The 22,257-nt window shown below is 66.2% G+C and carries 21 protein-coding genes; 16 read left to right on the top strand and 5 right to left on the bottom strand.

What is annotated here, in order from left to right; genetic code table 11:
* Nucleotides 1-70: 70 nt before the first annotated feature.
* From L7H23_RS16115 to L7H23_RS16070, 10 genes are all read left to right on the top strand, one after another.
* Nucleotides 71-1,594, top strand: a complete 1,524-nt coding sequence (locus tag L7H23_RS16115) for an NAD(P)/FAD-dependent oxidoreductase (protein ID WP_237836881.1) — start codon at nt 71-73, stop codon at nt 1,592-1,594.
* Nucleotides 1,560-2,321 carry a hypothetical protein gene (locus tag L7H23_RS16110; RefSeq protein WP_237836880.1) on the top strand — a complete coding sequence of 254 codons (762 nt, stop codon included), beginning with the start codon at nt 1,560-1,562 and terminating at the stop codon, nt 2,319-2,321. The genes L7H23_RS16115 and L7H23_RS16110 overlap by 35 nt, the downstream gene beginning before the upstream one ends.
* A gap of 11 nt (nt 2,322-2,332) precedes the next feature.
* Nucleotides 2,333-2,815, top strand: coding sequence for a GFA family protein (locus tag L7H23_RS16105; protein WP_237836879.1), 483 nt, complete (start codon nt 2,333-2,335; stop codon nt 2,813-2,815).
* Between the two features lie 60 nt (nt 2,816-2,875).
* Nucleotides 2,876-4,111 (top strand): MFS transporter, encoded by a 1,236-nt coding sequence (locus L7H23_RS16100; RefSeq protein ID WP_237836878.1) that lies wholly within the window; start codon nt 2,876-2,878, stop codon nt 4,109-4,111.
* A 67-nt stretch (nt 4,112-4,178) separates the two neighbouring features.
* A complete protein-coding gene (purT, locus tag L7H23_RS16095; protein WP_237836877.1) occupies nt 4,179-5,360 on the top strand; it encodes a formate-dependent phosphoribosylglycinamide formyltransferase in 1,182 nt (393 codons plus the stop codon).
* Nucleotides 5,361-5,376: 16 nt separating this feature from the next.
* Nucleotides 5,377-6,030, top strand: coding sequence for a VTT domain-containing protein (locus L7H23_RS16090; protein WP_237836876.1), 654 nt, complete (start codon nt 5,377-5,379; stop codon nt 6,028-6,030).
* Nucleotides 6,031-6,085: 55 nt separating this feature from the next.
* Entirely contained in the window at nt 6,086-8,899 is a 2,814-nt protein-coding gene (polA, locus tag L7H23_RS16085) for a DNA polymerase I (protein ID WP_237836875.1), read from the top strand.
* Nucleotides 8,896-9,390: a hypothetical protein gene (locus L7H23_RS16080; protein ID WP_237836874.1), complete on the top strand. Its 495-nt coding sequence runs from the start codon at nt 8,896-8,898 to the stop codon at nt 9,388-9,390. Before polA ends, L7H23_RS16080 begins: the two co-directional genes overlap by 4 nt.
* 70 nt (nt 9,391-9,460) lie before the next feature.
* Nucleotides 9,461-10,729 (top strand): hypothetical protein, encoded by a 1,269-nt coding sequence (locus tag L7H23_RS16075; protein ID WP_237836873.1) that lies wholly within the window; start codon nt 9,461-9,463, stop codon nt 10,727-10,729.
* A gap of 106 nt (nt 10,730-10,835) precedes the next feature.
* Entirely contained in the window at nt 10,836-11,507 is a 672-nt protein-coding gene (locus tag L7H23_RS16070; RefSeq protein WP_237836872.1) for a CDP-alcohol phosphatidyltransferase family protein, read from the top strand.
* Here the strand turns inward: L7H23_RS16070 and L7H23_RS16065 are convergent.
* Complete coding sequence (locus L7H23_RS16065) at nt 11,504-12,394, bottom strand: prephenate dehydratase (RefSeq protein WP_237836871.1); 891 nt, start codon at nt 12,392-12,394, stop codon at nt 11,504-11,506. The genes L7H23_RS16070 and L7H23_RS16065 overlap by 4 nt on opposite strands.
* Before the next feature lie 165 nt (nt 12,395-12,559).
* On the opposite strand from L7H23_RS16065, the gene L7H23_RS16060 reads away from it, so the two are divergent.
* Both L7H23_RS16060 and L7H23_RS16055 read left to right on the top strand, forming a co-directional pair.
* A complete protein-coding gene (locus tag L7H23_RS16060; RefSeq protein ID WP_237836870.1) occupies nt 12,560-13,210 on the top strand; it encodes a cytochrome c family protein in 651 nt (216 codons plus the stop codon).
* Entirely contained in the window at nt 13,210-13,641 is a 432-nt protein-coding gene (locus tag L7H23_RS16055) for a cytochrome c family protein (RefSeq protein ID WP_237836869.1), read from the top strand. The genes L7H23_RS16060 and L7H23_RS16055 overlap by 1 nt, the downstream gene beginning before the upstream one ends.
* A gap of 35 nt (nt 13,642-13,676) precedes the next feature.
* Here L7H23_RS16055 and L7H23_RS16050 read toward each other — a convergent pair whose 3' ends face one another.
* Together L7H23_RS16050 and L7H23_RS16045 are read right to left on the bottom strand one after the other, a co-directional pair.
* Nucleotides 13,677-14,549 carry an LOG family protein gene (locus L7H23_RS16050; RefSeq protein ID WP_237836868.1) on the bottom strand — a complete coding sequence of 291 codons (873 nt, stop codon included), beginning with the start codon at nt 14,547-14,549 and terminating at the stop codon, nt 13,677-13,679.
* 48 nt (nt 14,550-14,597) lie between these two features.
* Nucleotides 14,598-15,299 carry an extensin family protein gene (locus L7H23_RS16045; protein ID WP_237836867.1) on the bottom strand — a complete coding sequence of 234 codons (702 nt, stop codon included), beginning with the start codon at nt 15,297-15,299 and terminating at the stop codon, nt 14,598-14,600.
* 172 nt (nt 15,300-15,471) lie between these two features.
* Between L7H23_RS16045 and L7H23_RS16040 the strand changes: the two genes are divergently transcribed.
* The 3 genes from L7H23_RS16040 (at nt 15,472) to L7H23_RS16030 (ending at nt 19,479) form a co-directional block, all read left to right on the top strand.
* Nucleotides 15,472-16,599 (top strand): phosphoserine transaminase, encoded by a 1,128-nt coding sequence (locus L7H23_RS16040; protein WP_237836866.1) that lies wholly within the window; start codon nt 15,472-15,474, stop codon nt 16,597-16,599.
* Nucleotides 16,600-16,722: 123 nt separating this feature from the next.
* Nucleotides 16,723-18,309: a phosphoglycerate dehydrogenase gene (serA, locus tag L7H23_RS16035; RefSeq protein ID WP_237836865.1), complete on the top strand. Its 1,587-nt coding sequence runs from the start codon at nt 16,723-16,725 to the stop codon at nt 18,307-18,309.
* Nucleotides 18,310-18,363: 54 nt separating this feature from the next.
* On the top strand, nt 18,364-19,479 hold the full coding sequence (locus tag L7H23_RS16030) for an ATP phosphoribosyltransferase regulatory subunit (protein ID WP_237836864.1): 1,116 nt from the start codon (nt 18,364-18,366) through the stop codon (nt 19,477-19,479).
* Here the strand turns inward: L7H23_RS16030 and L7H23_RS16025 are convergent.
* Both L7H23_RS16025 and L7H23_RS16020 read right to left on the bottom strand, forming a co-directional pair.
* Nucleotides 19,476-19,853 carry a DOPA 4,5-dioxygenase family protein gene (locus L7H23_RS16025; protein WP_237836863.1) on the bottom strand — a complete coding sequence of 126 codons (378 nt, stop codon included), beginning with the start codon at nt 19,851-19,853 and terminating at the stop codon, nt 19,476-19,478. The two genes, L7H23_RS16030 and L7H23_RS16025, sit on opposite strands and share 4 nt — an antisense overlap.
* A 22-nt stretch (nt 19,854-19,875) precedes the next feature.
* Nucleotides 19,876-20,820 (bottom strand): alpha/beta hydrolase, encoded by a 945-nt coding sequence (locus tag L7H23_RS16020; protein WP_237836862.1) that lies wholly within the window; start codon nt 20,818-20,820, stop codon nt 19,876-19,878.
* A gap of 147 nt (nt 20,821-20,967) precedes the next feature.
* Here L7H23_RS16020 and L7H23_RS16015 point away from each other — a divergent pair, with 147 nt between their 5' ends.
* On the top strand, nt 20,968-22,257 hold the full coding sequence (locus L7H23_RS16015) for an adenylosuccinate synthase (RefSeq protein ID WP_237836861.1): 1,290 nt from the start codon (nt 20,968-20,970) through the stop codon (nt 22,255-22,257).

The following is a 22,257-nucleotide window of genomic DNA, read 5'->3' as shown; positions in this document are numbered from 1 at the left end:
AGACGGGATGACCGAGGGGCCTGACTCCACCTGCAGAGTGGATGTGCCTCTCCATGAGGAGACACCAGCAATGAGCCTTGCCACCCTCGACAGGCAGCAGGCGCGCAGCGCCCCCGCCGATCATTTCGACCTGCTGATCGTCGGCGCGGGACTCTCCGGAATCGGCGCTGCCGCCCATTTCCTCGAAAACTGCCCCGGCAAAAGCTATGCGATCCTCGAAGGCCGCGCCGACCTCGGCGGAACGTGGGACCTGTTTCGCTATCCCGGCATCCGCTCGGACAGCGACATGTACACGCTGGGCTACAGCTTCAAGCCGTGGACCGACAGCAAGGCGATCGCCGACGGCCCGTCGATCAAGCGCTACATCGCCGAAACGGCCGCCGAGCGGGGCATCGACCGGCACATCCGCTATGGGCACAAGGTGCTCGCAGCCGATTGGGATTCGAACGCCGCGCGCTGGCACGTGACCGCCGAATGCAACGGCGAAACCCGCATGCTCAGCTGCAATTTCCTGCTGATGTGCGCGGGCTATTATTCTTATGCCGAAGGCCATCGTCCGACCTGGCCGGGCGAGGAGAGCTTTGCAGGCCGCATCGTCCATCCGCAATTCTGGCCCGAGGATCTCGACTATACCGGCAAGCGCGTGGTCGTGATCGGCAGCGGGGCGACGGCGGTGACGCTCGTCCCCGAGATGGCGCGCGAGGCGGCCCATGTCACGATGCTGCAGCGCTCGCCGAGCTATGTGGTCTCGCGGCCGTCGGTCGACGGTATCGCGGAGAAACTGAAGGCCCTTCTCCCGGCGAAACTCGCCTACGGGCTTACGCGCTGGAAGAATATCCTGCTGGGCCAGTTCTTCTATAAACTCGCGCGTTCGCGCCCCGAAAAGGTCAAGGCATCGATCATCGACATGGTGCGCGGCGAGCTTGGCCCTGACTTCGACATCGAGAAGCATTTCACGCCGAGCTACAACCCCTGGGACCAGCGCGTGTGCGCGGTTCCCGATGCCGACATGTTCAAGGCCATTCGCAACGGCAAGGCATCGGTGGTAACCGACCATATCGACGCCTTCACGCGCGACGGGATCAGCCTCGCCTCGGGCGAAACGCTGACCGCGGACGTCATCGTCACCGCGACCGGTCTCAAGCTCAACCTGTTCGGCGATATCGCGCTGTCGCTCGACGGCGAACGGATCGATCTGTCAAAACGGATGAATTATCGCGGCTGCATGCTGTCCGACGTTCCCAACCTCGCGTCGATCTTCGGCTATACCAACGCCTCATGGACGCTGAAGGCCGATCTGGCCTCGCAATATATATGCCGCCTCATCAATCATATGGAGCGCAAGGGCGCCTCCTCGGTCCGTCCGCGGCGCGATGCCAGCGTCGGTGAGGAACCCTTCCTCGATTTCGCATCGGGCTATGTCCAGCGCGCGATCGACAAGCTGCCGCGGCAGGGATCGAAGCAGCCGTGGAAGCTGTACCAGAATTACACGCTCGACCTCGCCACGCTGCGATTTGCAAGCCTTGATGACGGCATCCTCAGCTATGGCATTTCGGCGAATGTCGATGAAACAGGCGGACGACGCGCCGCCTGAGATCCGCGGCTTCCACTCGACCATAACGGACCGGATAGCGGGAGATCGCCGCCCGTCCGAGGCTGGAGGTCGGCCCGGTTTTGCTTTATTTGCCAAGCGGATTCAAATTCCTGGATTCTTCCGGTCAAGCAGGATTCCTGAAATGCGCACCGCCGGCCTCGCCCTTCTGCTGACTCTCGCCGCCTGCTCTTCATCGGGCACGCCGCAGCCGCCCGCGAAGGAGGAAAAGGCCCGCGATCATTCCGCCGTTGGTGCGAAACCCGTCGTGAAGGCATCCCCGGCGAGCAACCCGATGGCTATCGAGCTCGCGGCGGATGGTTTGCTGGTCAGGGGAAAGCTGCTTCCCTTCGGCACGCCGCGCCCGAGTGCCGAAAGTGCGATCGGCGATCTTCAGGGGAGCGAAGGCACGCGCGGCAGCAGCTCGGAATGCGCAGCCGGCCTTGTGGACTATACCGCGTACGGCGACAGCCTCCAGCTGACCTTTCAGGAGGGGAAGTTCGTCGGCTGGACGATCAACGGCAGCGCATCACCCCTGCGCACCGCCAAAGGCATCGGTATCGGATCGCCGCGCCAGTCGCTCGATGCGGCCTATCCCGATGTCATCGTCGACGATTCCTCGCTAGGCCTGCTGTTCAGCGCCGGAGACCTTGTCGGCTTGCTCGATCAGGACGGGATCGAGGGGATCGTGACCGATATCTGGGCCGGCACCGTCTGCCTGGTCGATTGAGGAGCCGAACCATGGACCGGATCGAAACCAAAGCTTCGGGCGGATGCCAGTGCGGCGCGGTGCGCTGGCACGTCACGGCCGTCAACGACAGCTCGCATATCTGCCATTGCCGGATGTGCCAGAAAGCGGCGGGCAATTTCTTCGCCGCACTGATCGGCGTCCCGCGCGACGCGCTCACATGGACGCGCGGTGCGCCCGCGACCTTCGCCAGTTCGGACAAGGCCTCGCGCGGCTTCTGCCGCGACTGCGGCACACCGCTCACTTATGACTATCACGAGAGCAGGCACATCAACCTGACCACCGGCTCGTTCGACGAGCCCGCGCGCTTCGCGCCGAAGATGCAGTTCGGGATCGAGGGGCAATTGCCCGCCTTCGCCAATCTGCCGATTCAGGCCGAAGGGACGACCGAGTCGACGATGAGCAGCGTCGTCGGCGTGATCAGGGCGAGCAACCATCAGCATCCCGATCGCGACACCGCGCGCTGGCCCGAATAATTCGCTAGCGCTCCGGCCTTCCTGTGATACCCCGTCAGGGGCTTTGGGGGAGGCTTGGCAATGGCAACGCAACCGATCGGAACGCGCGTCAGCGGAGCGCGGCTGAGCTGGGTCGTCGGGCTGATCGCACTGTCGGTGCTGCTCAACTATGTCGACCGCGGCGCGATCGGCGTCGCCGCACCGCTGATGAAGGAAGAGCTTCAGCTCTCGGCGACGGGCTTCGGCCTCGCGGTCTCGGCCTTCTTCTGGGTCTATGCCCCCGCCTGCCTGCTCGTCGGCTGGCTCTGCGACCGCTTCTGCGTCTATCGCATCTTCGCGGCCGGGGTCGCGATCTGGGCGCTCAGCACGGCGCTCACGGGTTTCGTCGGCGGCCTCGTCTCGCTGATCATCCTGCGGCTGTTCCTCGGGCTTGGCGAGAGCATCGCCTTTCCCGGCAGCACCAAGATTTTCGCGGCCGAAGTCCCGGCAGAGCGCCGCGGCATCGCCAATGCGGTTGTTGCGGCAGCGCTCGCATTCGGCCCCGCCGCAGGCGTCCTCGCGGGCGGCGCGATCCTCGGCGAATGGGGGTGGCGGCCGGTCTTCTGGATTTTCGGCGCGGTCACCCTGTTGTGGCTGATCCCCTGGATGATCGCCTCGGCGCCGATGCGCGCCAGGGGGCTGGCAGCGCCCGCTGCGGGGCAGGTCTCCATCGGCCGGCTGATCCGTCTGCCGACCCTGTGGAAGATGAGCATCGTCCACTTCCTGTCCAACTATGGCTTCTACTTCCTGCTCGCCTGGCTGCCCCTCTATCTGGTCAACACGCGCGGCTATTCGATCGGCGAGATGACGATACTCACGACGCTGAGCTTCACGACCCAGGGCGTCGTCGCCCTCGCCGGCGGCTGGTTGTCCGACACCATGGTCGCACGCGGCGCGAATGAGGGAGAGGTCCGCCGCTGGCTGATGGTCGCCGGACAGGTCGGCTTGGGCGCGGCGATCGCCGGCATCGGCGTCGCCGACAGCTACGCCATGCTGGCGTTCTGGCTCGCCGTCGCCGGGTTCGGAACGGGGCTGCTGTCGACCAACCTGTTTGCCGTCGGGCAGATATTCGCCGGGCCGCGCGCTGCGGGCAGCTGGATGGGAGCGCAGAACGCGCTCGGCAATATTTCGGGGATCGTCGGCCCGATCGTCACCGGGCTGATCGTCGATTATCTCGGCGGCTATGCCTACGCCTTCGCCAGCGCAGCGGGGCTGTCGCTGCTCGGCGCGCTGCTCTGGTGGAAGATGATCCCCGAAATCCGCCCGCTCGACCTCTGATTCAGGCGTGGCGAATCCCGCCGCGCCCGACTAGAGCGCGGCAAACGCCAGCGACGAAAGCCCTGCCATGACTCCCACCGCCAAAATCCTGCTGCTCGGTTCGGGCGAACTCGGCCGCGAATTCGTGATCTCGGCCAAGCGGCTCGGCTGTCATGTGATCGCATGCGACAGCTATGCGGGTGCGCCGGCGATGCAGGTGGCGGACGAGTTCGAGATATTCTCGATGCTCGACGGCGACGCGCTCCGCGCGACGATCGAGAAGCATCGGCCCGACCATATCGTCCCCGAGGTCGAGGCGATCCGCACCGAAATCCTCGCCGAAGTCGAGGCCGAAGGTTTCCACGTGGTGCCGTCAGCGCGGGCGGCGCAGCTGACGATGAACCGCGACGCGATCCGCGACCTTGCCGCGAGCGAACTCGGGCTGAAAACCTCGACCTTCGAATATGCCACGACGCGCGAAGAACTCGCGGCGGCCGCGGCGCGCATCGGCTTCCCGCTCGTCGTGAAACCCGTGATGTCCTCGTCGGGCAAGGGCCAGAGCACGGTCAAAGACGCCACCGGGATCGACGCCGCGTGGGACTATGCCGCCGCCGGCATGCGCGGCGACCGCCTCCGCGTCATCGCCGAAGCCTTCATCGACTTCGATTACGAGATCACGCTGCTGACCGTACGCCACAAGGACGGCGTCAGCTTCTGCCCTCCGATCGGCCACCGGCAGGAACGCGGCGACTATCGCGAGAGCTGGCAGCCCGCAGCGATGTCGGATGCGGCGCTCGCCTCGGCGCAAGACATGGCGACCAAGGTCGTCGATGCGCTTGGCGGAAACGGCATCTTCGGCGTCGAATTTTTCGTGAAGGGCGACGAGGTCATCTTCTCCGAACTCAGCCCGCGCCCTCACGACACCGGGATGGTAACGCTGATCTCGCAGGCCCTGTCCGAATTCGATCTCCACGCCCGCGCGATCCTCGGCCTGCCGATCCCGGCAGTCGACGTTCCCGCGGCCAGCGCCAGTGCGGTGCTGCTCGCCGACCGCGACGCGCAGGATTTTGCCATCACCGGCCTCGCCGACGCGCTGACCGCTCCGGACGCCGCAACCTCGGTCGATGCGCGCATCTTCGGCAAGCCCGTCACGCGGCCGTATCGCCGTATGGGCGTGGCGCTGGCGAAGGTCGCGGGCGGCACGACCGACGACGCGCGCGCAGCGGCGGTCGCGGCGGCGGCGAAGCTGCATATCGACTATCGCGACTGATCGGCTAAGCGGGGACATGGCCAAGCGCCCTGCCCCGCTGACCCGCTGGCTCGTCATCGCTGCGCTGCTGATGCTCGTCATCGGCCTGCCGCTGATCTTCCGCGACCAGTTCATGGCGGCGAGCGACGCGATCCTCGCGGCGGCCGACGAGCAGCCGGTCGCCGCGGCCGCCTTCATCATCGCCGCGCTGACGCTCGATCTGTTCCTGCCCGTTCCCAACGGCGTTACAAACACGCTCGCGGGTGCGGCCTTCGGCTTTCCCCTCGGCACGCTGGTGATCTGGCTCGGGCTGATGGGCGCCAGCCTTGCCGGCTATTCGTTCGGCCGCTGGGCCGCCCGACCGCTCGCCAAGCGGCTGCTCGGCGCCGATGACGTCGAGAAGGCGCACAGTCTCGCCGAACGCGCCGGGCCGATCGCGCTGATCCTGTCGCGCCCGGTTCCGGTGCTCGCCGAGATCATGTCGATTGCCGCCGGCGTGGCAGGCATGTCCTTTGCGCGCTTCGCACTGGTGATGGCACTCGCCAATCTCGGCGTAGCGGCGCTGTTCGCGGCGATCGGCGCAGCAGCGGTCGAGCAGGCGTCGGCCGAATTGCTGATGCTCGGCGCCGTCGGTCTGCCGCTCTTCTTCTGGTTGAGCTGGCAGGGTACCCAACGCTGGCGGACACGATGACCAAAGCGGGAACATCGCCCTAGGCCGCCCGCGCCGCCGCTGCTACACCGCCGCCATGTCCGAGAAGAATCATCTCTATCTGGTCGATGGCTCCAGCTACATCTTCCGCGCCTATCACCGCCTGCCGCCGCTGACGAACCCGAACGGGGTGCCCGTCGGCGCGGTCTATGGCTATACGACGATGCTCTGGAAGCTCGCCAAGGACCTGCACGACGCCGACGGGCCGACGCATCTCGCGGTCATCCTCGACCATAGCAGCCATTCGTTCCGCAACGACATCTATGACCAGTATAAGGCGAACCGTCCGGAGCCGCCCGAGGATCTCCGCCCGCAATTCCCGCTGATCCGCGACGCGACGCGTGCCTTCTCGCTGCCGTGTATCGAGATGGAGGGATTCGAGGCCGACGACCTGATCGCCTCTTACGCCGAGGCGGCGGTGCGCGAAGGCTGGGACGTCACCATCGTCAGCAGCGACAAGGATCTGATGCAGCTGATCCGCGAGCCCGCCGACGGATCGCCGCACGTCGACATGCTCGACACGATGAAGAATGTCCGCCTCGGGTTCGAAGCCGTGAACGAGAAATTCGGCGTCACCCCCGACCTCGTCGGCGACGTGCTCGCGCTGATGGGTGACAGCGTCGACAACGTCCCCGGCGTGCGCGGGGTCGGGCCGAAGACCGCGACCAAGCTGATCCAGGAATATGGCAATCTGACCGCCGCGCTCGACGGCGCGGAGACGATGAAGGCCAGCAAGCTTCGCGACAACCTCATCGAGCATCGCGCGATGGCCGAACTGTCGCGCATCCTCGTCGACCTGAAGCGCGACGTCGCATTGCCCGACGCGCTCGATACGCTGAAGCTTGGCGCGATCCCGCCGCTCCCGCTCAAGGCCTTCCTCGACGAACATGGGTTCCGCTCGCTTTCGGCGAAGCTCGACACCGGCGCGACGCCAAGCGGGCCGCCGACCCTGCCGCGCGCTTCGGCACCCGCCCCCGCCGCACCGTCGGCGCCCTCGACGCCGACCCTGCCCGCATGGCCCGCGATCGACCGTTCGCTTTACGAGACCGTCACGACGATCGAGGCCCTCGACCGCTGGATTGCCGAAGCTCGCGCGGCGCATGTCGTCGCGGTCGACACCGAAACCGCAACGCTCGACAGCGTCACCGGCGAGCTCGTCGGGGTCAGCCTGTCGACCGGTCCCGGCAAGGCCTGCTACATCCCGCTCGGCCATGGCGGCACCGACATGTTCGCCGAAAAGCCCGACCAGATTCCGATGAACGATGCGATCGGACGCCTCCACGCGCTCTTCGCCGACGAAGCGGTGCTGAAGGTCGGGCATAACCTGAAATATGACATCGGCGTCCTTGCGCAGCACGGCGTCACCATCGCGCCCTATGACGACACGCTGGTGATGAGCTTCGCGCTCGACGCAGGCAAGCATCAGCACGGGCTCGACGAACTGTCGAAGCTGCATCTCGATCATGTCTGCCTCTCGTTCAAGGACGTCTGCGGCACCGGCAAGTCGCAGATCAGTTTCGCCGAAGTGCAGCTCGACCGCGCGACCGAATATGCCGCCGAGGATGCCGAGGTCGCATGGCGGCTGTGGAAGCTGCTCAAGCTCCGCCTACCCATCGAGGGCGGCACGCGCGTCTATGAAATGGTCGACCGCCCGCTCGCCGCGATCGTCGAGACGATGGAACGCGCGGGCATCATGGTGAACCGCGAATATCTCGCCAAACTGTCTGCGGATTTCGCGAGCGAAATGCTCCGCATGGAAGGCGAAATCCACACCCTCGCGGGCCAGCCCTTCGCGATCGGCAGCCCCAAGCAGCTTGGCGAAATCCTGTTCGACAAGCTCGGTCTCAAAGGCGGGCGCAAAGGCAAGTCAGGCGACTGGTCAACCGACCAGAGCGAACTCGAACGCCTCGAACGCGACGGCGTGCCGATCGCGCGCAAGATCCTCGAGTGGCGCCAGCTCGCGAAACTCAAGTCGACCTATACTGACGCGCTGCAGCAACAGATCAACGCGAAGACCGGCCGCGTCCACACGAGCTACAGCCTCGTCGGCGCGCAAACCGGACGCCTGTCGTCGACCGACCCCAACCTGCAGAACATCCCGATCCGCACCGAGACCGGCCGCCAGATTCGCGACGCGTTTATTGCGGCGCCGGGCCATGTGCTGATCGCTGCCGACTATAGCCAGATCGAGCTGCGCCTCGCCGCGCACATGGCCGACGTCCCCGAGCTCAAGGAGGCCTTCGCGCAGGGGCAGGACATCCACAGCGCGACCGCGATCGAACTGTTCGGCGAGGTCAACCGCGACACGCGCGGCAAGGCGAAGACGGTCAATTTCTCAATCCTCTATGGCATTTCGCGCTGGGGCCTCGCGGGCCGGCTCGAGGTCACGCCCGACGAGGCGCAGGCGCTGATCGCCCGCTATTTCGAGCGCTTCCCCGGCATCTCGGACTATATCACCGACACGCTCGATAGCGCGCGCGCGAAGGGATACACCGAGACGCTGTTCGGCCGTAAAACCTGGTTCCCGCGCCTGAAAGCCGCGAGCCAGAACGAGCGCGCGGGCAGCGAACGCGCCGCGATCAACGCGCCGATCCAGGGCACCAGCGCCGACCTGATCAAGCGCGCGATGGCGCGGATGCCGAAAGCGCTGGAGGAAGCCGGCCTGTCCGACGTCAAGATGCTGCTGCAGGTCCACGACGAACTCGTTTTCGAAGCGCCGGAGGGCAAGGCCGAAGCCGCCGGCGAGGTGATCCGCCGCGTCATGTCGGGCGCCGCCGAGCCGGTGCTGACGCTGTCAGTCCCGCTCGAAGTCGAAATCGGCATCGGCAAGAGCTGGGGCGAAGCGCATTGATCGCCGCCCTGTTGCTTGCGGCGGCGCTCGCAGCCGATCCCGTCGCCGCGCCGGTTACGGCACCGGTCGAGGCGGCAGCACCCGTCATCGCCGACACCGACGTTCGCGAGTTCGCCGCGCTGGCCGGGCGAAAGGTCGCCGGGCGCCCGGTCGGCGGCCCCTATCCCGATGCCGACAAGGTGTTGCTCATCGCGCGCGATGGCAAGGGCTATCCGGCGATCGCGGCGAGCATCGGCTTCCCGACGCGCCAGTCGCTGCCCGCGCCGCCGGCAGGGACGCTTGCGATCGTCCGCCTGCACCAGAGGTCGCTCACCACCGTGCCCGGCCCGACCGCCGACGACCTTGCCTTCGTCGCGGCGAACAAGATGCCGCTGTTCGTTATCGGCGAATGGGCGCGCCCCGCGCCGATGTGGGAGGTCGCATGGGTCGACGGCGCGGTGCGCTATCGCGCGATCGGCGACGTGGGCGAGATCGGCCCCTGGCAAGACTAGCAGATTCTCACATTCACGCTTGACTGTATTGCAATAATAATACAGCAAGCCGGAAACCGAGGGAGGATGCATGTCGCACAAGCTGATCGCGGCCTTCGCCGCCGCTGCCCTGTTTTCTCAAGCTGCCATGGCGGCGGAACCGACGCCCCCCTCTCCTCCGCTCGAGTCGGTCGAGATTCTGCCCGTCGGCTTTTCGCCCGAAGGCCTGTCAGGACCCGGCGGCGAGCGGCTCCGCACCGCTTTGGAGCAAGCGCAGTTCGTTGCGCTCGGCGAGGATCATGGCTTCGCCGGGTCGCCGGAACTGGGCGAGGCGTTGGCGCATGACGCGGCGGCGGTCGCCGAACGTCAGGGCGCCGGGCCACTCTACCACGCTGTCGAGGTCGGCCCGCATACGATCGAATGGGTTGCGGCACAGATCGGCACCGGCGGGCTCGACGCCTTGGGTGACGGGTTGAAAGGGCGGCCGTGGGCAATGCCCTTCCTGTCGAACGTCGAGGATGCGCGGCTCGCTGCCCCCTTCGCGACCGAAGGCCGCCTGTGGGGAATCGACCAGGAGTTTGTGGGCTCGCCCTCGCTGCTGTTCGACATCCTCGCCGCACGGACGAAGGACAAGGCGACCAGAGCTTTGCTCGCGGACTGGCGCGCAAAGGACGACGCCGCGCTCGCTGCGGGAAAATTTGACGCGATCTTCACATCCTACGCGACGCCTGGAAATTTCGCCGATCTCCGCGCGCGCTTCGAAGGCGATGCCGAAGCCCTGAAAATCATCGACGATCTCGCCGAAAGCACGTGCATCTATCAGCTCAACAACAGCGGCCAATATCTTCAGAACAATGAGGAAAGATCGGCGCTGATGCAGCGCTACTTCCTGACCGCCTATCGCGCCGCGCCCGTCAAGGCACCGCGCGTGCTGTTCAAGATGGGCCTCAACCATATCGGCCGCGGGACCACGCCGACGTCGATCGTCGACCTGGGCTCGCTCCTGCCCGGCCTGGCGGCAGCGAACGGGAAGACGGCGTTGACGGTTGCTTATGTCCCGCTGGGCGGGTCGGTGCGCCAAATCAGCCCTTCGCCGGCAGCCTTTACAAAGGTCGTACCCTATGAAGACGAGATGATCGGCCCGATCCTCGACGCTGCGGGGATCGCCCGCGACAGCATCCCGGCCGAAGGCCATGTGCTGATCCCGCTCGCGCCGCTGCGCCATAATCTCGCGGGCAAGAAGCTCCGCGAGCTCCCCGCCTATTCCCGTTTCATGCTGCTCGGCGTCGACTATCTCGTCACGACGCGCGGCGCCGAGCCGGCGACGCATTTCGAAGCCATAGCCAAAGCGCCGCGCTGATACGGCAGATCGACCGAAGCGCCCTTTTCCCGCCGCGATTTCGCCTCTATGACGGGCCAATGACATTCCGCTGGCATTTTTGCGACAGCGACGGCGAAAGATTTCCATGACAACCACCCCGGCCGCCAATGTGCCGACGCGCATCCAGCAGAACTTCCTCGCGCGTCACGAACGCCGCCTGCTCAACTGGATATGTCCTCGCCTCCCCGCATGGGTAACGCCCGACCAGTTGACGACGCTCGGCTTCCTCGGCGCGGTGATGGTGGCTGCGGGTTACATGCTCAGCTGGATCGACGACGAATGGCTGGGGCTTTGCCTCGCCGGCTATATCGTCAACTGGTTCGGCGACTCGCTCGATGGCAGCCTCGCGCGCTGGCGGCGGATCGAACGACCGAATTACGGATATTTCGTCGATCATAGCGTGGACGCCGTCGCGACCCTGCTGATGGTCGGCGCGATCGGGATGAGCCCCTATCTGCGGCTCGACGTCGCGCTGATGGCGGTCATCGGCTATTTCCTGCTGTCGATCCACACCTTCATCGCGGCCAAGGTCGTCGGCGAGTTTCGCCTGTCCTATATGGCGGGCGGGCCGACCGAGCTGCGCCTGATGCTGATGGCGATGACCGTGACGATGGCGTTCGTCGGCCCCGGCGACATCCGCGGCACGAATTTCTCGCCCTTCGACCTTTTCGGGCTGGTCATTGCCAGCATTCTGGTGACACTGTTCGTGGTCCAGAGCTTCACGACGGCGCGGATGCTCCGCGCACGCGGGGGTTAGGGCCGAAGCCGCGCCTGCGGATAGGTGCCGAGGAGGCGCAGCGATTTCGTCTGGAAATCAAGCTCCTCGAGCGCACGATCGATCCGCTCGTCGCCGGGCGCGCCGACGATGTCGGCATAGAATTTCGTCGCCGCGAAGCTGCCGCCGACCTGATAGCTTTCAAGCTTGGTCATGTTGACGCCGTTGGTCGCGAAACCGCCAAGCGCCTTGTAAAGCGCGGCGGGGATATTCTTCACCTCGAAGACGAAGGTCGTCATCAGTGGCACGTCGGCAGGCGGCTGGGTCAGCGGTTTCTGCGCGAGGACGACGAAGCGCGTCATGTTGTGGTCGGCATCTTCCATACCCGTGCCGTGCAGCGTCAGCCCGTAAAGCCCCGCGGCGTGCGGCGGAGCCAGAGCGGCCAGTCCGACCTCGTCGCTGTCGGCGACCCACGCGGCGGCGCCCGCCGTGTCACTGTGCGCAACCGGCGAGATGTTATTGGCCCGGAGCCATTTGCGGCACTGGCCGAGCGCCTGCTCGTGGCTCATCGCGCGCGTGACCGGACCGAGGTCGCGGCTCATCAGGCCATAGCGGATCGGCAGAAAATGCTCGCCGATGATGTGCAGACCGGATTCGGGGAGCAGGAAATGGATGTCGGCGACGCGTCCGTGCAGGCTGTTCTCGATCGGAATGATCGCGCGCTCGACGCTGCCGCCCAGCACCGCCTCGATCGCATCCTCGAACGAATAGCAAGGCATCGGCAGCGAGGCCGCGTCATATTCGCGCGCCGCCAGATCGCTGTTCGCGCCGGGGGCGCCCTGAAAAGCGAGGCCGCGTGCCGGATCGGCGAGCGCCGCCGCCTTCATTTCATCCACCAATCGCTGCGCCGAAGCCGAATAACTGCCCATGACTGCCCTTCCGAACTGCGCCGCGGCGCATAGCGAGGCATGAAGGGGCGCGCAACCGCAGCCCGTGCGATTTCATCCCCTTGCGCCGCGCATCGTGCCCCAGTAAGGGAGCGACCAAATCATATACGCGCCCACGGGCGGGCGTGAGCGAACGGGGCTGCAAGCATGGACGACCGCAACAATACTATTGCCGGCTGGGTTTTGTTCGCCGGCATTTGCGCACTGGGCCTGTCGATCGGCTCGGGCATGTTGTTTGCCAGCCATAACCCCGAAAAGCCGGGCTATCCGATCGAGGATGCCGAAGCCGGCGCAGGCGGCGGCAAGTCCGCGGTTCCCCTGCCCAACCTGCTCGCCGCAGCCGACGTCGAAAAGGGCAAGGCCGTGTTCGCCAAGTGCGCCGCGTGCCACACGGACAACCAGGGCGGTAACAACGGCATCGGCCCGAACCTCTACGCCGTCGTCGGCGACGAGATCGGCCATGGCCGCGGCGGTTTCGCCTTCTCCGATGCGCTCAAGAGCCATGGCGGCACCTGGACCTTCGAAAATCTCGACCAGTGGCTCGCCAGCCCGCGCAAGTTCGCCAACGGCACGAAAATGTCGTTCGCCGGTCTGTCGAGCCCCGAAGACCGCGCCAACCTGATGGTCTATCTGAACGCGCAGGGTTCGAATGTTCCGCTGCCGGCGGCCGAAGCGGCTCCCGCGGCCGATGCCGCCCCTGCAGCTGGCGCCGACAAGGGCGCCGCCCCGGCCGAAGCCGCCAAGGGTGCGGAAGGCGCCGCCGCGGCTCCCGCCGCTCCCGCCGAAGCCAAGAAATAATGCGTCTCGCGCCCGTCGCACTGGCGGGCGCGTTGCTGCTTGCCGGATGCGGCAAGGCCGACCAGCCGGCCCGACCTGCAGCCGATGACGGCGCGGTGGCCGAAGAACCCGCGCCCGCTGTCGAACCCACCGCCGCGATGGGCGAGCAGGTATTCAAACGCTGCGTCGCCTGCCATACGATCAACAAGGACGGCCCCAACGGGATCGGCCCGAACCTGCACGGCGTGGTCGGACGCGCCGTCGCATCGCATGCGGGCTTTTCCTACTCGTCGGCGCTGAAGGCCAAGGGCGGCGTCTGGGATGAAGCGCATCTCGAACAATTCATCGAAGCGCCGATGAAATATGCGCCCGGGACGCGCATGGCGTTCGCAGGCGTGATCGACGAGGCGGATCGCAAGGCGCTGTTCCTCTATCTGGAAAGCCAGAAATAGCGCCATTCCCCGCGACTCTGCGCGGGGAAGTGCCCTCAATGATGCTCGGCGTTGGCGTAGAAATCCTGGATGATCGCCCACGCTTCTTCGGCGGTCTCGACGAACCGGAACAGGTTCAGGTCGCGTGCGCTCACCACACCTTCCTCGACCAGCGCCTCGAAATTGACGACGCGGTGCCAGAATTCCTTGCCGAACAGCACGATCGGGATCGGCTTGATCTTGCCGGTCTGGATCAGCGTCAGCAGTTCGAACATCTCGTCGAAGGTGCCGAACCCGCCCGGGAAGACCGCGACGGCGCGCGCGCGGAGCAGGAAGTGCATCTTGCGCAGCGCGAAATAGTGGAACTGGAAGCTGAGCGACGGCGTCACGAAACGGTTCGGCGCCTGCTCGTGCGGCAGCACGATGTTGAGGCCGATCGATTCGCGACCCTCGTCGGCGGCGCCGCGGTTCGCGGCCTCCATGATCGAGGGACCGCCGCCCGAGCAGACGACGAAGTGGCGACAACCGTCCTCGTCGCACGGCACCTGGCTCGCGATCCGCGCCAGCTTGCGCGCCTCGTCGTAATATTTCGCCTTGGCCTTCAGGTGGCGCGCGATGTTGCGCTGGACGTCGTCGGTCGCTGCGGCTTCGAGCCCGTCCGCAGCGTCGGGTTCGGGAATGCGCGCCGAGCCATAGATCACGAGCGTCGACTCGATTCCGGCCTCGTCCAGCAGCAGTTCGGGCTTCAGCAGCTCGAGCTGGAAGCGCACGGGGCGCAGATCCTCGCGCAGCAGGAAATCATTGTCCTGGAAGGCAAGCTTGTAGGCCGGGTCGGCGGTCTGCGGGGTGGTGGTCGCCTGCTTGGCGAACTGCGCGTCGTCCTTGGCTTTGTGGAAACGCGAACGATGGGGCTGTTTGTCTTTTGTCATTCAGGTGCGGCTACTCGCTTCGCGTGACTTTGCCAAGACGGCGGCGCTCTAGCGGCAGTAACCGTTGCCGCTCATATCCATGTGGAAATGATTATAGTGGGCCGCATTATAATCGGGGCTGAGCACCGTACCGAAGCGGCGGCATGCCGATTTGTGGAGCGCGCGGAGAAAGTCCTGTGACGCCTTGTCGCCCTTCCACCCGCCATCGAGCATGATGCGGCGCCCGTCGGCCAGCACGAAGCCCGAGACGTCGATCGCGTTCGAATAGGCGTGCTGCGACAGTCGTCCCGAACGTCCGCCATAGATATTGCGGCAGCTGTAGGTGCCGAAGGTCTCGATCTTCACGACCTCGGATCCGAAGTATCTGCGTGCCGCGGGTTTGACCGCGAACTGCGCCCACGCCGCAAAATTCTTCGCAAGCGGGCAGGTCATCGCGCCAAGGCCCGAAACCGGGGTGCCGATATCGAGGAGCTTCACCGAATCGATCGAACTGCATCCGCCGCCATGATCCTGGTTCGGCAGAGGGGTGAAGCGCACCCCCGCCTGTTTGAGATCGAACGCGCATTGCTGCGCTTCGGCGCTGGTGAAGGACGGCGTACCGACGACTTGCGGACGGCTTGGCTTGCTCGCGACCGGACGTTTCCCGCCGCTATTCTTCATCGCCTCGGGCGCCCCGAAACAGGCGGATAGCGACAGCGCCGCGACGGCGGCGATCAGGATCCGGGGCTTCAGGAAAGGCGGGATCGGCATGGCCGTCAAATTACCGACAAGATGGTTAACAAGCCGTATACCTTTGCCTCGGCTCGTCGGAAATTTCGCGCGGACGGCGCAATTTGTTTGACAGTTGCGCGTGCGAACCTAAACGCGGCGCCGGGCCACGCGGTCCCAACGCCGCGCGAGCTCTCTGCAAGGAGAGACTATAATGAGTGAAGTGACGACGCCACAGGTGCGACCGACGCGCCCCTATTTTTCTTCCGGTCCCTGCGCCAAGCCGCCGGTCTGGTCCCCCGAAAAACTAGCTACCGAATCGCTCGGCCGCTCGCACCGCGCGAAGATCGGCAAGACGCGCCTCGCTCATTGCATCGACCTGATGCGCGAGATGCTGCAGCTTCCCGACACGCACCGCATCGGCATCGTGCCTGGATCGGACACCGGCGCCTTCGAAATGGCGATGTGGACGATGCTCGGCGCCCGCCCCGTCACGACGCTCGCTTGGGAGAGCTTCGGCGAGGGCTGGGTCACCGATGCCGCGAAGCAGCTCAAGCTCGACCCCACCGTCATCCGCGCCGATTACGGCCAGCTTCCCGACCTCGGCCAAGTCGACTGGTCGAATGATGTCCTTTTCACCTGGAACGGCACCACCTCGGGCGTTCGCGTCCCGAACGGCGACTGGATCGCCGCCGACCGCGAAGGCCTGAGCTTCGCCGACGCGACCTCGGCCGTGTTCGCCTACGACCTGCCGTGGGACAAGATCGACGTCGCGACCTTCAGCTGGCAGAAAGTGCTCGGCGGCGAAGGCGGCCATGGCGTGCTGATCCTCGGCCCGCGCGCGGTCGAACGGCTCGAAAATTACACCCCCGCCTGGCCGCTGCCGAAGGTCTTCCGCCTCGTTTCGAAGGGCGCGCTCGCCGAAGGCGTGTTCAAGGGCGAGACGATCAACACCCCGTCGATGCTCGCGGTCGAGGACGCGATCTTCGCGCTCGAATGGGCGAAGTTGCTGGGCGGTCTCGACGGCCTCAAGGCCCGCAGCGATGCCAACGCCGCCGCACTCGACAAGATCGTCGAAGAACGCGAGTGGCTGAGCCACCTCGCCGCCGACCCGGCCAGCCGCTCGAAGACCTCGGTCTGCCTGTCGGTCGCGGGCGCCGACGAAGCCTTCATCAAGAAGTTCGCCGGCCTGCTCGAAGCCGAAGGCGCGGCGTATGACATCGCGGGCTACCGCGATGCGCCTCCGGGCCTGCGTATCTGGTGCGGCGCGACCGTCGACACCGCCGATATCGAAGCGCTCGGCCCGTGGCTCGACTGGGCCTACGCCTCGCTCAACGCCTGAACTCTTTTAATCGTCATTCTCGCGAAGGCGGGAATCCAGCTTTTTCCATCGTCATACCCAGCAGCGAACAAGGAAGCTGGACCCCCGCCTTCGCGGGGGTGACGAGAAAACAGGAATAGAAACATGACCGCACCCAAAGTTCTGATTTCCGACAAAATGGACCCCAAGGCCGCCGCGATCTTCAAGGAACGTGGCATCGACGTCGATGTCATCACCGGCAAGACCAAGGATGAGCTGATCGCGATGATCGGCGACTATGACGGCCTCGCGATCCGCTCGGCCACGAAAGTCACCGCGGACGTCCTCGCCGCCGCGACGAACCTGAAGGTCGTCGGCCGCGCCGGGATCGGTGTCGACAATGTCGACATTCCCTCGGCGTCGAAGCAGGGCGTCATCGTGATGAACACGCCCTTCGGCAACAGCATCACCACCGCCGAGCATGCGATCGCGATGATGTTCGCGCTCGCGCGCCAGATCCCCGAAGCGAACACGCTGACGCAGGCGGGCAAATGGCCGAAGAATGACTTCATGGGCGTCGAGCTCACGTCGAAGACGCTCGGCCTGATCGGCTGCGGCAACATCGGCAGCATCGTCGCCGAGCGCGCCCTCGGCCTGCGGATGAAGGTCGTTGCCTTCGACCCCTTCCTGACCCCCGAGCGCGCGATCGAACTCGGCGTCGAAAAGGCCGATCTCGACACTTTGCTCGCCAAGGCCGATTTCATCACGCTGCACACGCCGCTGACTGACCAGACGCGCAATATCCTGTCGGCCGAGAATATCGCCAAGGCGAAGAAGGGCGTCCGCATCATCAACTGCGCGCGCGGCGGCCTGATCGACGAAGCGGCGCTCAAGGACGCGCTCGACAGCGGCCACGTCGCGGGCGCCGCGCTCGACGTGTTCCAGACCGAACCGCCGGCGGCCGACCACCCGCTGTTCGGCACCCCGAACTTCATCTGCACGCCGCACCTCGGTGCGTCGACCGATGAAGCGCAGGTCAATGTCGCCATCCAGGTCGCCGAGCAGATCAGCGATTATCTCCTCACCGGCGGCATCACCAACGCGCTCAACGTGCCGAGCCTGTCGGCCGAGGAAGCGCCGAAGCTGCGCCCCTATATGAGCCTCGCAGAAAAGCTCGGCAGCCTCGTCGGCCAGCTCGCGCACGACAACCTCACCACCATCTCGATCGAGGTCGAAGGCGCCGCCGCCGAGCTCAACCTCAAGCCGATCACTGCCGCGGTGCTCACCGGCCTGATGCGCCGCTACTCGGACAGCGTGAACATGGTCAACGCCCCGCACCTCGCGCGCGAACGCGGGCTCGACGTCCGCGAAGTTCGCCACGACCGCGACGGCGATTACCACACGCTCGTCCGCGTCACCGTCGCGACCGAGGCAGGCGACCGCTCGGTCGCGGGCACGCTGTTCAGCAACGGCGACCCGCGCCTCGTCGAAATGTTCGGCATCAAGGTCGAGGCCGATCTCGACGGCCATATGCTCTATATCGTCAACGAGGATGCTCCGGGCTTCATCGGCCGCATCGGCACCGCGCTCGGCGAAGCCGGGCTCAACATCGGAACCTTCCACCTCGGCCGCCGCGCCGCAGGCGGCGAAGCCGTGCTGCTTTTGAGCCTCGACTCGCCGATGCCCGAACCTTTGCTGTGGCAACTTTGCCAGCTTCCGGGCGTGAAGACGGTGAAGGGTTTGAAGTTCTGACCATCCGGCGGGAGCGGTTGAAACGCTCCCGCCACCCTTCTAAGGCCGCAATCGATGACCAAGGCCCCTGCCCTGCTGCCCGAAGGCCTCCGCGACCGCCTGCCCGCGCAGGCCGAGGCCGCCTCGCGCGTCACCCGCGCGCTCGTCGATGCGATGCGCTCGCACGGCTATGGCCGCGTCTCGCCCCCGCTCGCCGAGTTTCGCGAGACGCTCGGCACCGATGACGATCGCAGCGCCCGCGACCTCTTGCGCTTCACCGATCCGGTGTCGCAGCGGACCCTCGCGCTGCGTCCCGACATCACGCGGCAGGTTGGCCGCATCGCCACCTCACTGCTCGCCAAGGCGCCGCGCCCGCTGCGGCTCTGCTATGCCGGCCAGATCGTCAAGCTCCGCGCCAGCCAGCTTCGCCCCGCGCGCGAAATGCTGCAGGTCGGCGCCGAGCTGATCGGCAGCGACAGCGTCGCCGCCGCGCGCGAGATCGTCACCGTCGCGATCGAGGCGCTCGATGCGGCCGGGATCGGCGACGTCACGATTGATTTCACCTTGCCCGATGCGGTCGGTCTGCTTGCAAACGGACCGCTGCCGGTCGCCGCCGATATTGAAAGCCTGCGCGACGAACTCGATGCGAAGGACGCCGGCGCACTCGTCCGCATCGGCGCCGGGGCCTATCTGCCCTTGCTCCGCGCGACCGGCCCGTTCGACCGCGCCATCGCCGACCTGCGCGCTTTCGACAAAGCTGGCGTGCTCACCAGCCGCATCGACGCACTGGAAGAAATCGCGGCGCCGATCCGCGGCCGCGTCAATCTGACCCTCGATCCCACCGAGCGCCACGGCTTCGCCTACCAGAGCTGGTTCGGCTTCCAGATCTTCGTCCCCGGTCAGGGCGACGCGATCGGCCGCGGCGGCGGCTATGCGATCCCGGTCGGCGACAGTCAGGAAGAGCCCGCCGTCGGTTTCTCGCTCTACCCCGACCCGCTGATCGACGATGGCCTCGGCGCCGAGGACGAGGCCGAACGCCGCATCTTCCTGCCGCTCGGCCATGATCCCGCGCTCGCATCGAGCCTGCGCGCCGACGGATGGCAGACGGTCGCGGCGCTGACCGAAGACGAGGACGCAAAGCGCCTCGGCTGCGGATTCATCCTCGGCCCCGACGGACCCTTCGAAGCCTAAAAATCCGAAATCCCGAAACGCGGAATCCCCTGGTTGACGCCCGGCGGATCGAGCACGGTCACGTCGAGCTCGACCGGTTCGCCGATCCAGTGCGCAAGGCTGGTATGATCGGCGAGATCGTCGTCGGTGAGCGGATGAACGAGCGCACGCAGCCCCGTTGCCTCGATCGCCGCGACGACCGCAGGCCGATGGCCGGCCAGAAAGTGCACCTCATATTGCGCAATCGGATGCGGCCCCGCCGCGCGGTCGGTCAACGCCCCGACGAACAGGATCGCGGGATCGGCGCCGAACGCATCGCGGAGCGCGACGGCGGCGGGCCGCTCGGCGGGATCATAATAGATATGCGCATGATAGGGCGCGTCGGGGCTGGTCATACCCCGATGCTTACCGCAACGATCAGCGTGCGAACACCCGCTTCAACCACGCGTCGACCGTCGCGGTGGGCGCATAGGCCGGATCTCCCAACCGGCGGTTGATCTCGGCATGGCCCTGCAAGCCCTCGCCCGGGAAGCTCCCGCGTTCGACCTTGCTCCCGCCCGCCACCAGCGCCTTCTCCAGCGCCTCGGCCTGCCGCACCCCGTCGGGGCGCTGTACGTGGAGCAGGAGGAATTGCGGCACATTGGGCGCTCCCGCCTGTAATGTCGGCGACAGCGCCTTCTGGCGCGCCGGATCGGTACCGAATGCCTGCTTGTATGTCGCCTGCATGATCTGCGGCCCGTCCTTCATCTGCGCCGGCACGTCATAGGCCGCGCCGTCGATCGGGATCACGCCGGCGATATCGGCGAAACTCAGCCCCGCGGCGCGCAGATATGTCTCGTCGGCCCCGACCACGGCGACCAGATGCGCCCCCGCGCTGTGTCCCATCAGCACGATCCGCCGCCGGTCGATGCCCAGCGCGGCCGCGCGGTCGACCAGCGCCTTGACCGCGCTCGCGACGTCGGCCGCCTGCTGCTCGACCGTTGCGTCGGGAACGAGGCGGTAGTTGATCGATGCGAAGGCATAGCCCTCGCCCGGATAATGCTCGGGTTTGAACTGGCCGGTCGCATTGTCCTTGCTGCCGCGCTTCCAGCCGCCTCCGTGGACGAAGACGACCAGCGGCGCCGGCCCCTCCGCATCCTTCGCGCGCCACACATCAAGGGTTTGCAGCGGGTTGCTGCCATAGGAAATCGTCTCGCTGCCGGGCGCCTTCGGCCCCTCGTCAGCGCCCATGCGTTCGGCCATGCGTTCGCGCAACCGGTCGCGCATCCGCTCGCGCGCGTCGGCAAAGGGCGCAGACACCGTCACGCTCGCCGCCGCAAAGGCCGCCACTGCGGCATATCCCAACCAGTCTCGTTTCATCATCGTCCGTCTCCGCTGTCCCGGCACACCCGATCTTGCCCGCAATTGTCGCAAAATCATCCCGCTTTGGGTTGCCTCTCCGGCCAAATCCGCTAAGGCCGCGCCGGGCCCGCACTGGTCGTTTTTGGCCCGGTTCAGCAGGACAGCATCATGGCAAATGTCACCGTCATCGGGTCGCAGTGGGGCGACGAGGGCAAGGGCAAGATCGTCGACTGGCTCGCAAGCCGTGCCGACGCAGTCGTCCGCTTTCAGGGCGGCCACAACGCCGGCCACACGCTCGTCGTCGGCGAACAGGTGTACAAGCTGTCGCTGCTCCCCTCGGGCATCGTAACCGGCACGCTGTCGATCATCGGCAACGGCGTCGTCCTCGATCCCTGGGCTCTGCGCGACGAGATGGCAAAGCTGCGCGGCCAGGGCGTCGAGATCAACGCCGACAATTTCGCAATCGCCGACAATTGCGCGCTGATCCTGCCCTTCCACCGCGATCTCGACGCGCTGCGCGAAACGGCTGCAGGCGCGGGCAAGATCGGTACCACCGGCCGCGGCATCGGCCCCGCCTATGAAGACAAGGTCGGCCGCCGCGCGATCCGCGTCTGCGACCTCGCGCACCTCGACAAGCTCGATCCGCAGCTCGACCGCCTGACCGCACACCACGACGCGCTGCGCGCCGGTTTCGGCGAGCCGCCGATCGACCGCGAGCGGCTGATCGCCGACCTGTCCGAAATCGCCGACTTCGTGCTCGAATATGCCCAGCCCGTCTGGAAGCGCCTCAAGAAGGTCCGCAAGGCCGGCGCGCGCATCCTGTTCGAGGGCGCGCAGGGCGTGCTCCTCGACGTCGATCACGGCACCTATCCCTTCGTCACCAGCTCGAACACCGTCAGCGGCACCGCCGCCTCTGGCTCGGGCCTCGGCCCGAGCGCGGTCGGCTTCGTCCTCGGCATCGCCAAGGCCTATACGACGCGCGTCGGCAGCGGCCCCTTCCCGACCGAGCTCGAGGACGAGATCGGCCAGCGGCTCGGCGAGCGCGGGCATGAATTCGGCACCGTCACCGGGCGCAAGCGCCGCTGCGGCTGGTTCGACGCGGTGCTCGTGCGCCAGAGCTGCGCCGTGTCGGGGGTCACCGGCATCGCGCTCACCAAGCTCGACGTGCTCGACGGGTTCGACACGATCCGCATCTGCACCGGCTATCGCCTGCGCGGCAAGATCCTCGACTATTTCCCCTCCCACGCCGCCGATCAGGCCGAGGTCGAACCGATTTACGAGGAAATGGACGGCTGGCACGAATCGACCGCGGGCGCGCGCAGCTATGCCGACCTGCCGGCGCAGGCGATCAAATATATCCAGCGCGTGCAGGAATTGATCGAGACCCCGATCGCACTCGTGTCGACCAGTCCCGAGCGCGAAGACACGATCCTGATCCGCGACCCGTTCAGCGACTAG

This window comes from Sphingopyxis sp. BSN-002 (genome assembly GCF_022024275.1).
Taxonomy (GTDB): domain Bacteria; phylum Pseudomonadota; class Alphaproteobacteria; order Sphingomonadales; family Sphingomonadaceae; genus Sphingopyxis.
Note: the sequence above shows the minus strand (reverse complement) of the source record. Positions and strands in the feature narration are given on the sequence as shown.

Coding starts and splice junctions, on each gene's coding strand:
- L7H23_RS16115 (WP_237836881.1), top strand. CDS start 71: ATGAGCCTTGCCACCCTCGACAGGCAGCAGGCGCGCAGCGCCCCCGCC.
- L7H23_RS16110 (WP_237836880.1), top strand. CDS start 1,560: ATGTCGATGAAACAGGCGGACGACGCGCCGCCTGAGATCCGCGGCTTC.
- L7H23_RS16105 (WP_237836879.1), top strand. CDS start 2,333: ATGGACCGGATCGAAACCAAAGCTTCGGGCGGATGCCAGTGCGGCGCG.
- L7H23_RS16100 (WP_237836878.1), top strand. CDS start 2,876: ATGGCAACGCAACCGATCGGAACGCGCGTCAGCGGAGCGCGGCTGAGC.
- purT (WP_237836877.1), top strand. CDS start 4,179: ATGACTCCCACCGCCAAAATCCTGCTGCTCGGTTCGGGCGAACTCGGC.
- L7H23_RS16090 (WP_237836876.1), top strand. CDS start 5,377: ATGGCCAAGCGCCCTGCCCCGCTGACCCGCTGGCTCGTCATCGCTGCG.
- polA (WP_237836875.1), top strand. CDS start 6,086: ATGTCCGAGAAGAATCATCTCTATCTGGTCGATGGCTCCAGCTACATC.
- L7H23_RS16075 (WP_237836873.1), top strand. CDS start 9,461: ATGTCGCACAAGCTGATCGCGGCCTTCGCCGCCGCTGCCCTGTTTTCT.
- L7H23_RS16070 (WP_237836872.1), top strand. CDS start 10,836: ATGACAACCACCCCGGCCGCCAATGTGCCGACGCGCATCCAGCAGAAC.
- L7H23_RS16065 (WP_237836871.1), bottom strand. CDS start 12,394: ATGGGCAGTTATTCGGCTTCGGCGCAGCGATTGGTGGATGAAATGAAG.
- L7H23_RS16060 (WP_237836870.1), top strand. CDS start 12,560: ATGGACGACCGCAACAATACTATTGCCGGCTGGGTTTTGTTCGCCGGC.
- L7H23_RS16055 (WP_237836869.1), top strand. CDS start 13,210: ATGCGTCTCGCGCCCGTCGCACTGGCGGGCGCGTTGCTGCTTGCCGGA.
- L7H23_RS16050 (WP_237836868.1), bottom strand. CDS start 14,549: ATGACAAAAGACAAACAGCCCCATCGTTCGCGTTTCCACAAAGCCAAG.
- L7H23_RS16045 (WP_237836867.1), bottom strand. CDS start 15,299: ATGCCGATCCCGCCTTTCCTGAAGCCCCGGATCCTGATCGCCGCCGTC.
- L7H23_RS16040 (WP_237836866.1), top strand. CDS start 15,472: ATGAGTGAAGTGACGACGCCACAGGTGCGACCGACGCGCCCCTATTTT.
- serA (WP_237836865.1), top strand. CDS start 16,723: ATGACCGCACCCAAAGTTCTGATTTCCGACAAAATGGACCCCAAGGCC.
- L7H23_RS16030 (WP_237836864.1), top strand. CDS start 18,364: ATGACCAAGGCCCCTGCCCTGCTGCCCGAAGGCCTCCGCGACCGCCTG.
- L7H23_RS16025 (WP_237836863.1), bottom strand. CDS start 19,853: ATGACCAGCCCCGACGCGCCCTATCATGCGCATATCTATTATGATCCC.
- L7H23_RS16020 (WP_237836862.1), bottom strand. CDS start 20,820: ATGATGAAACGAGACTGGTTGGGATATGCCGCAGTGGCGGCCTTTGCG.
- L7H23_RS16015 (WP_237836861.1), top strand. CDS start 20,968: ATGGCAAATGTCACCGTCATCGGGTCGCAGTGGGGCGACGAGGGCAAG.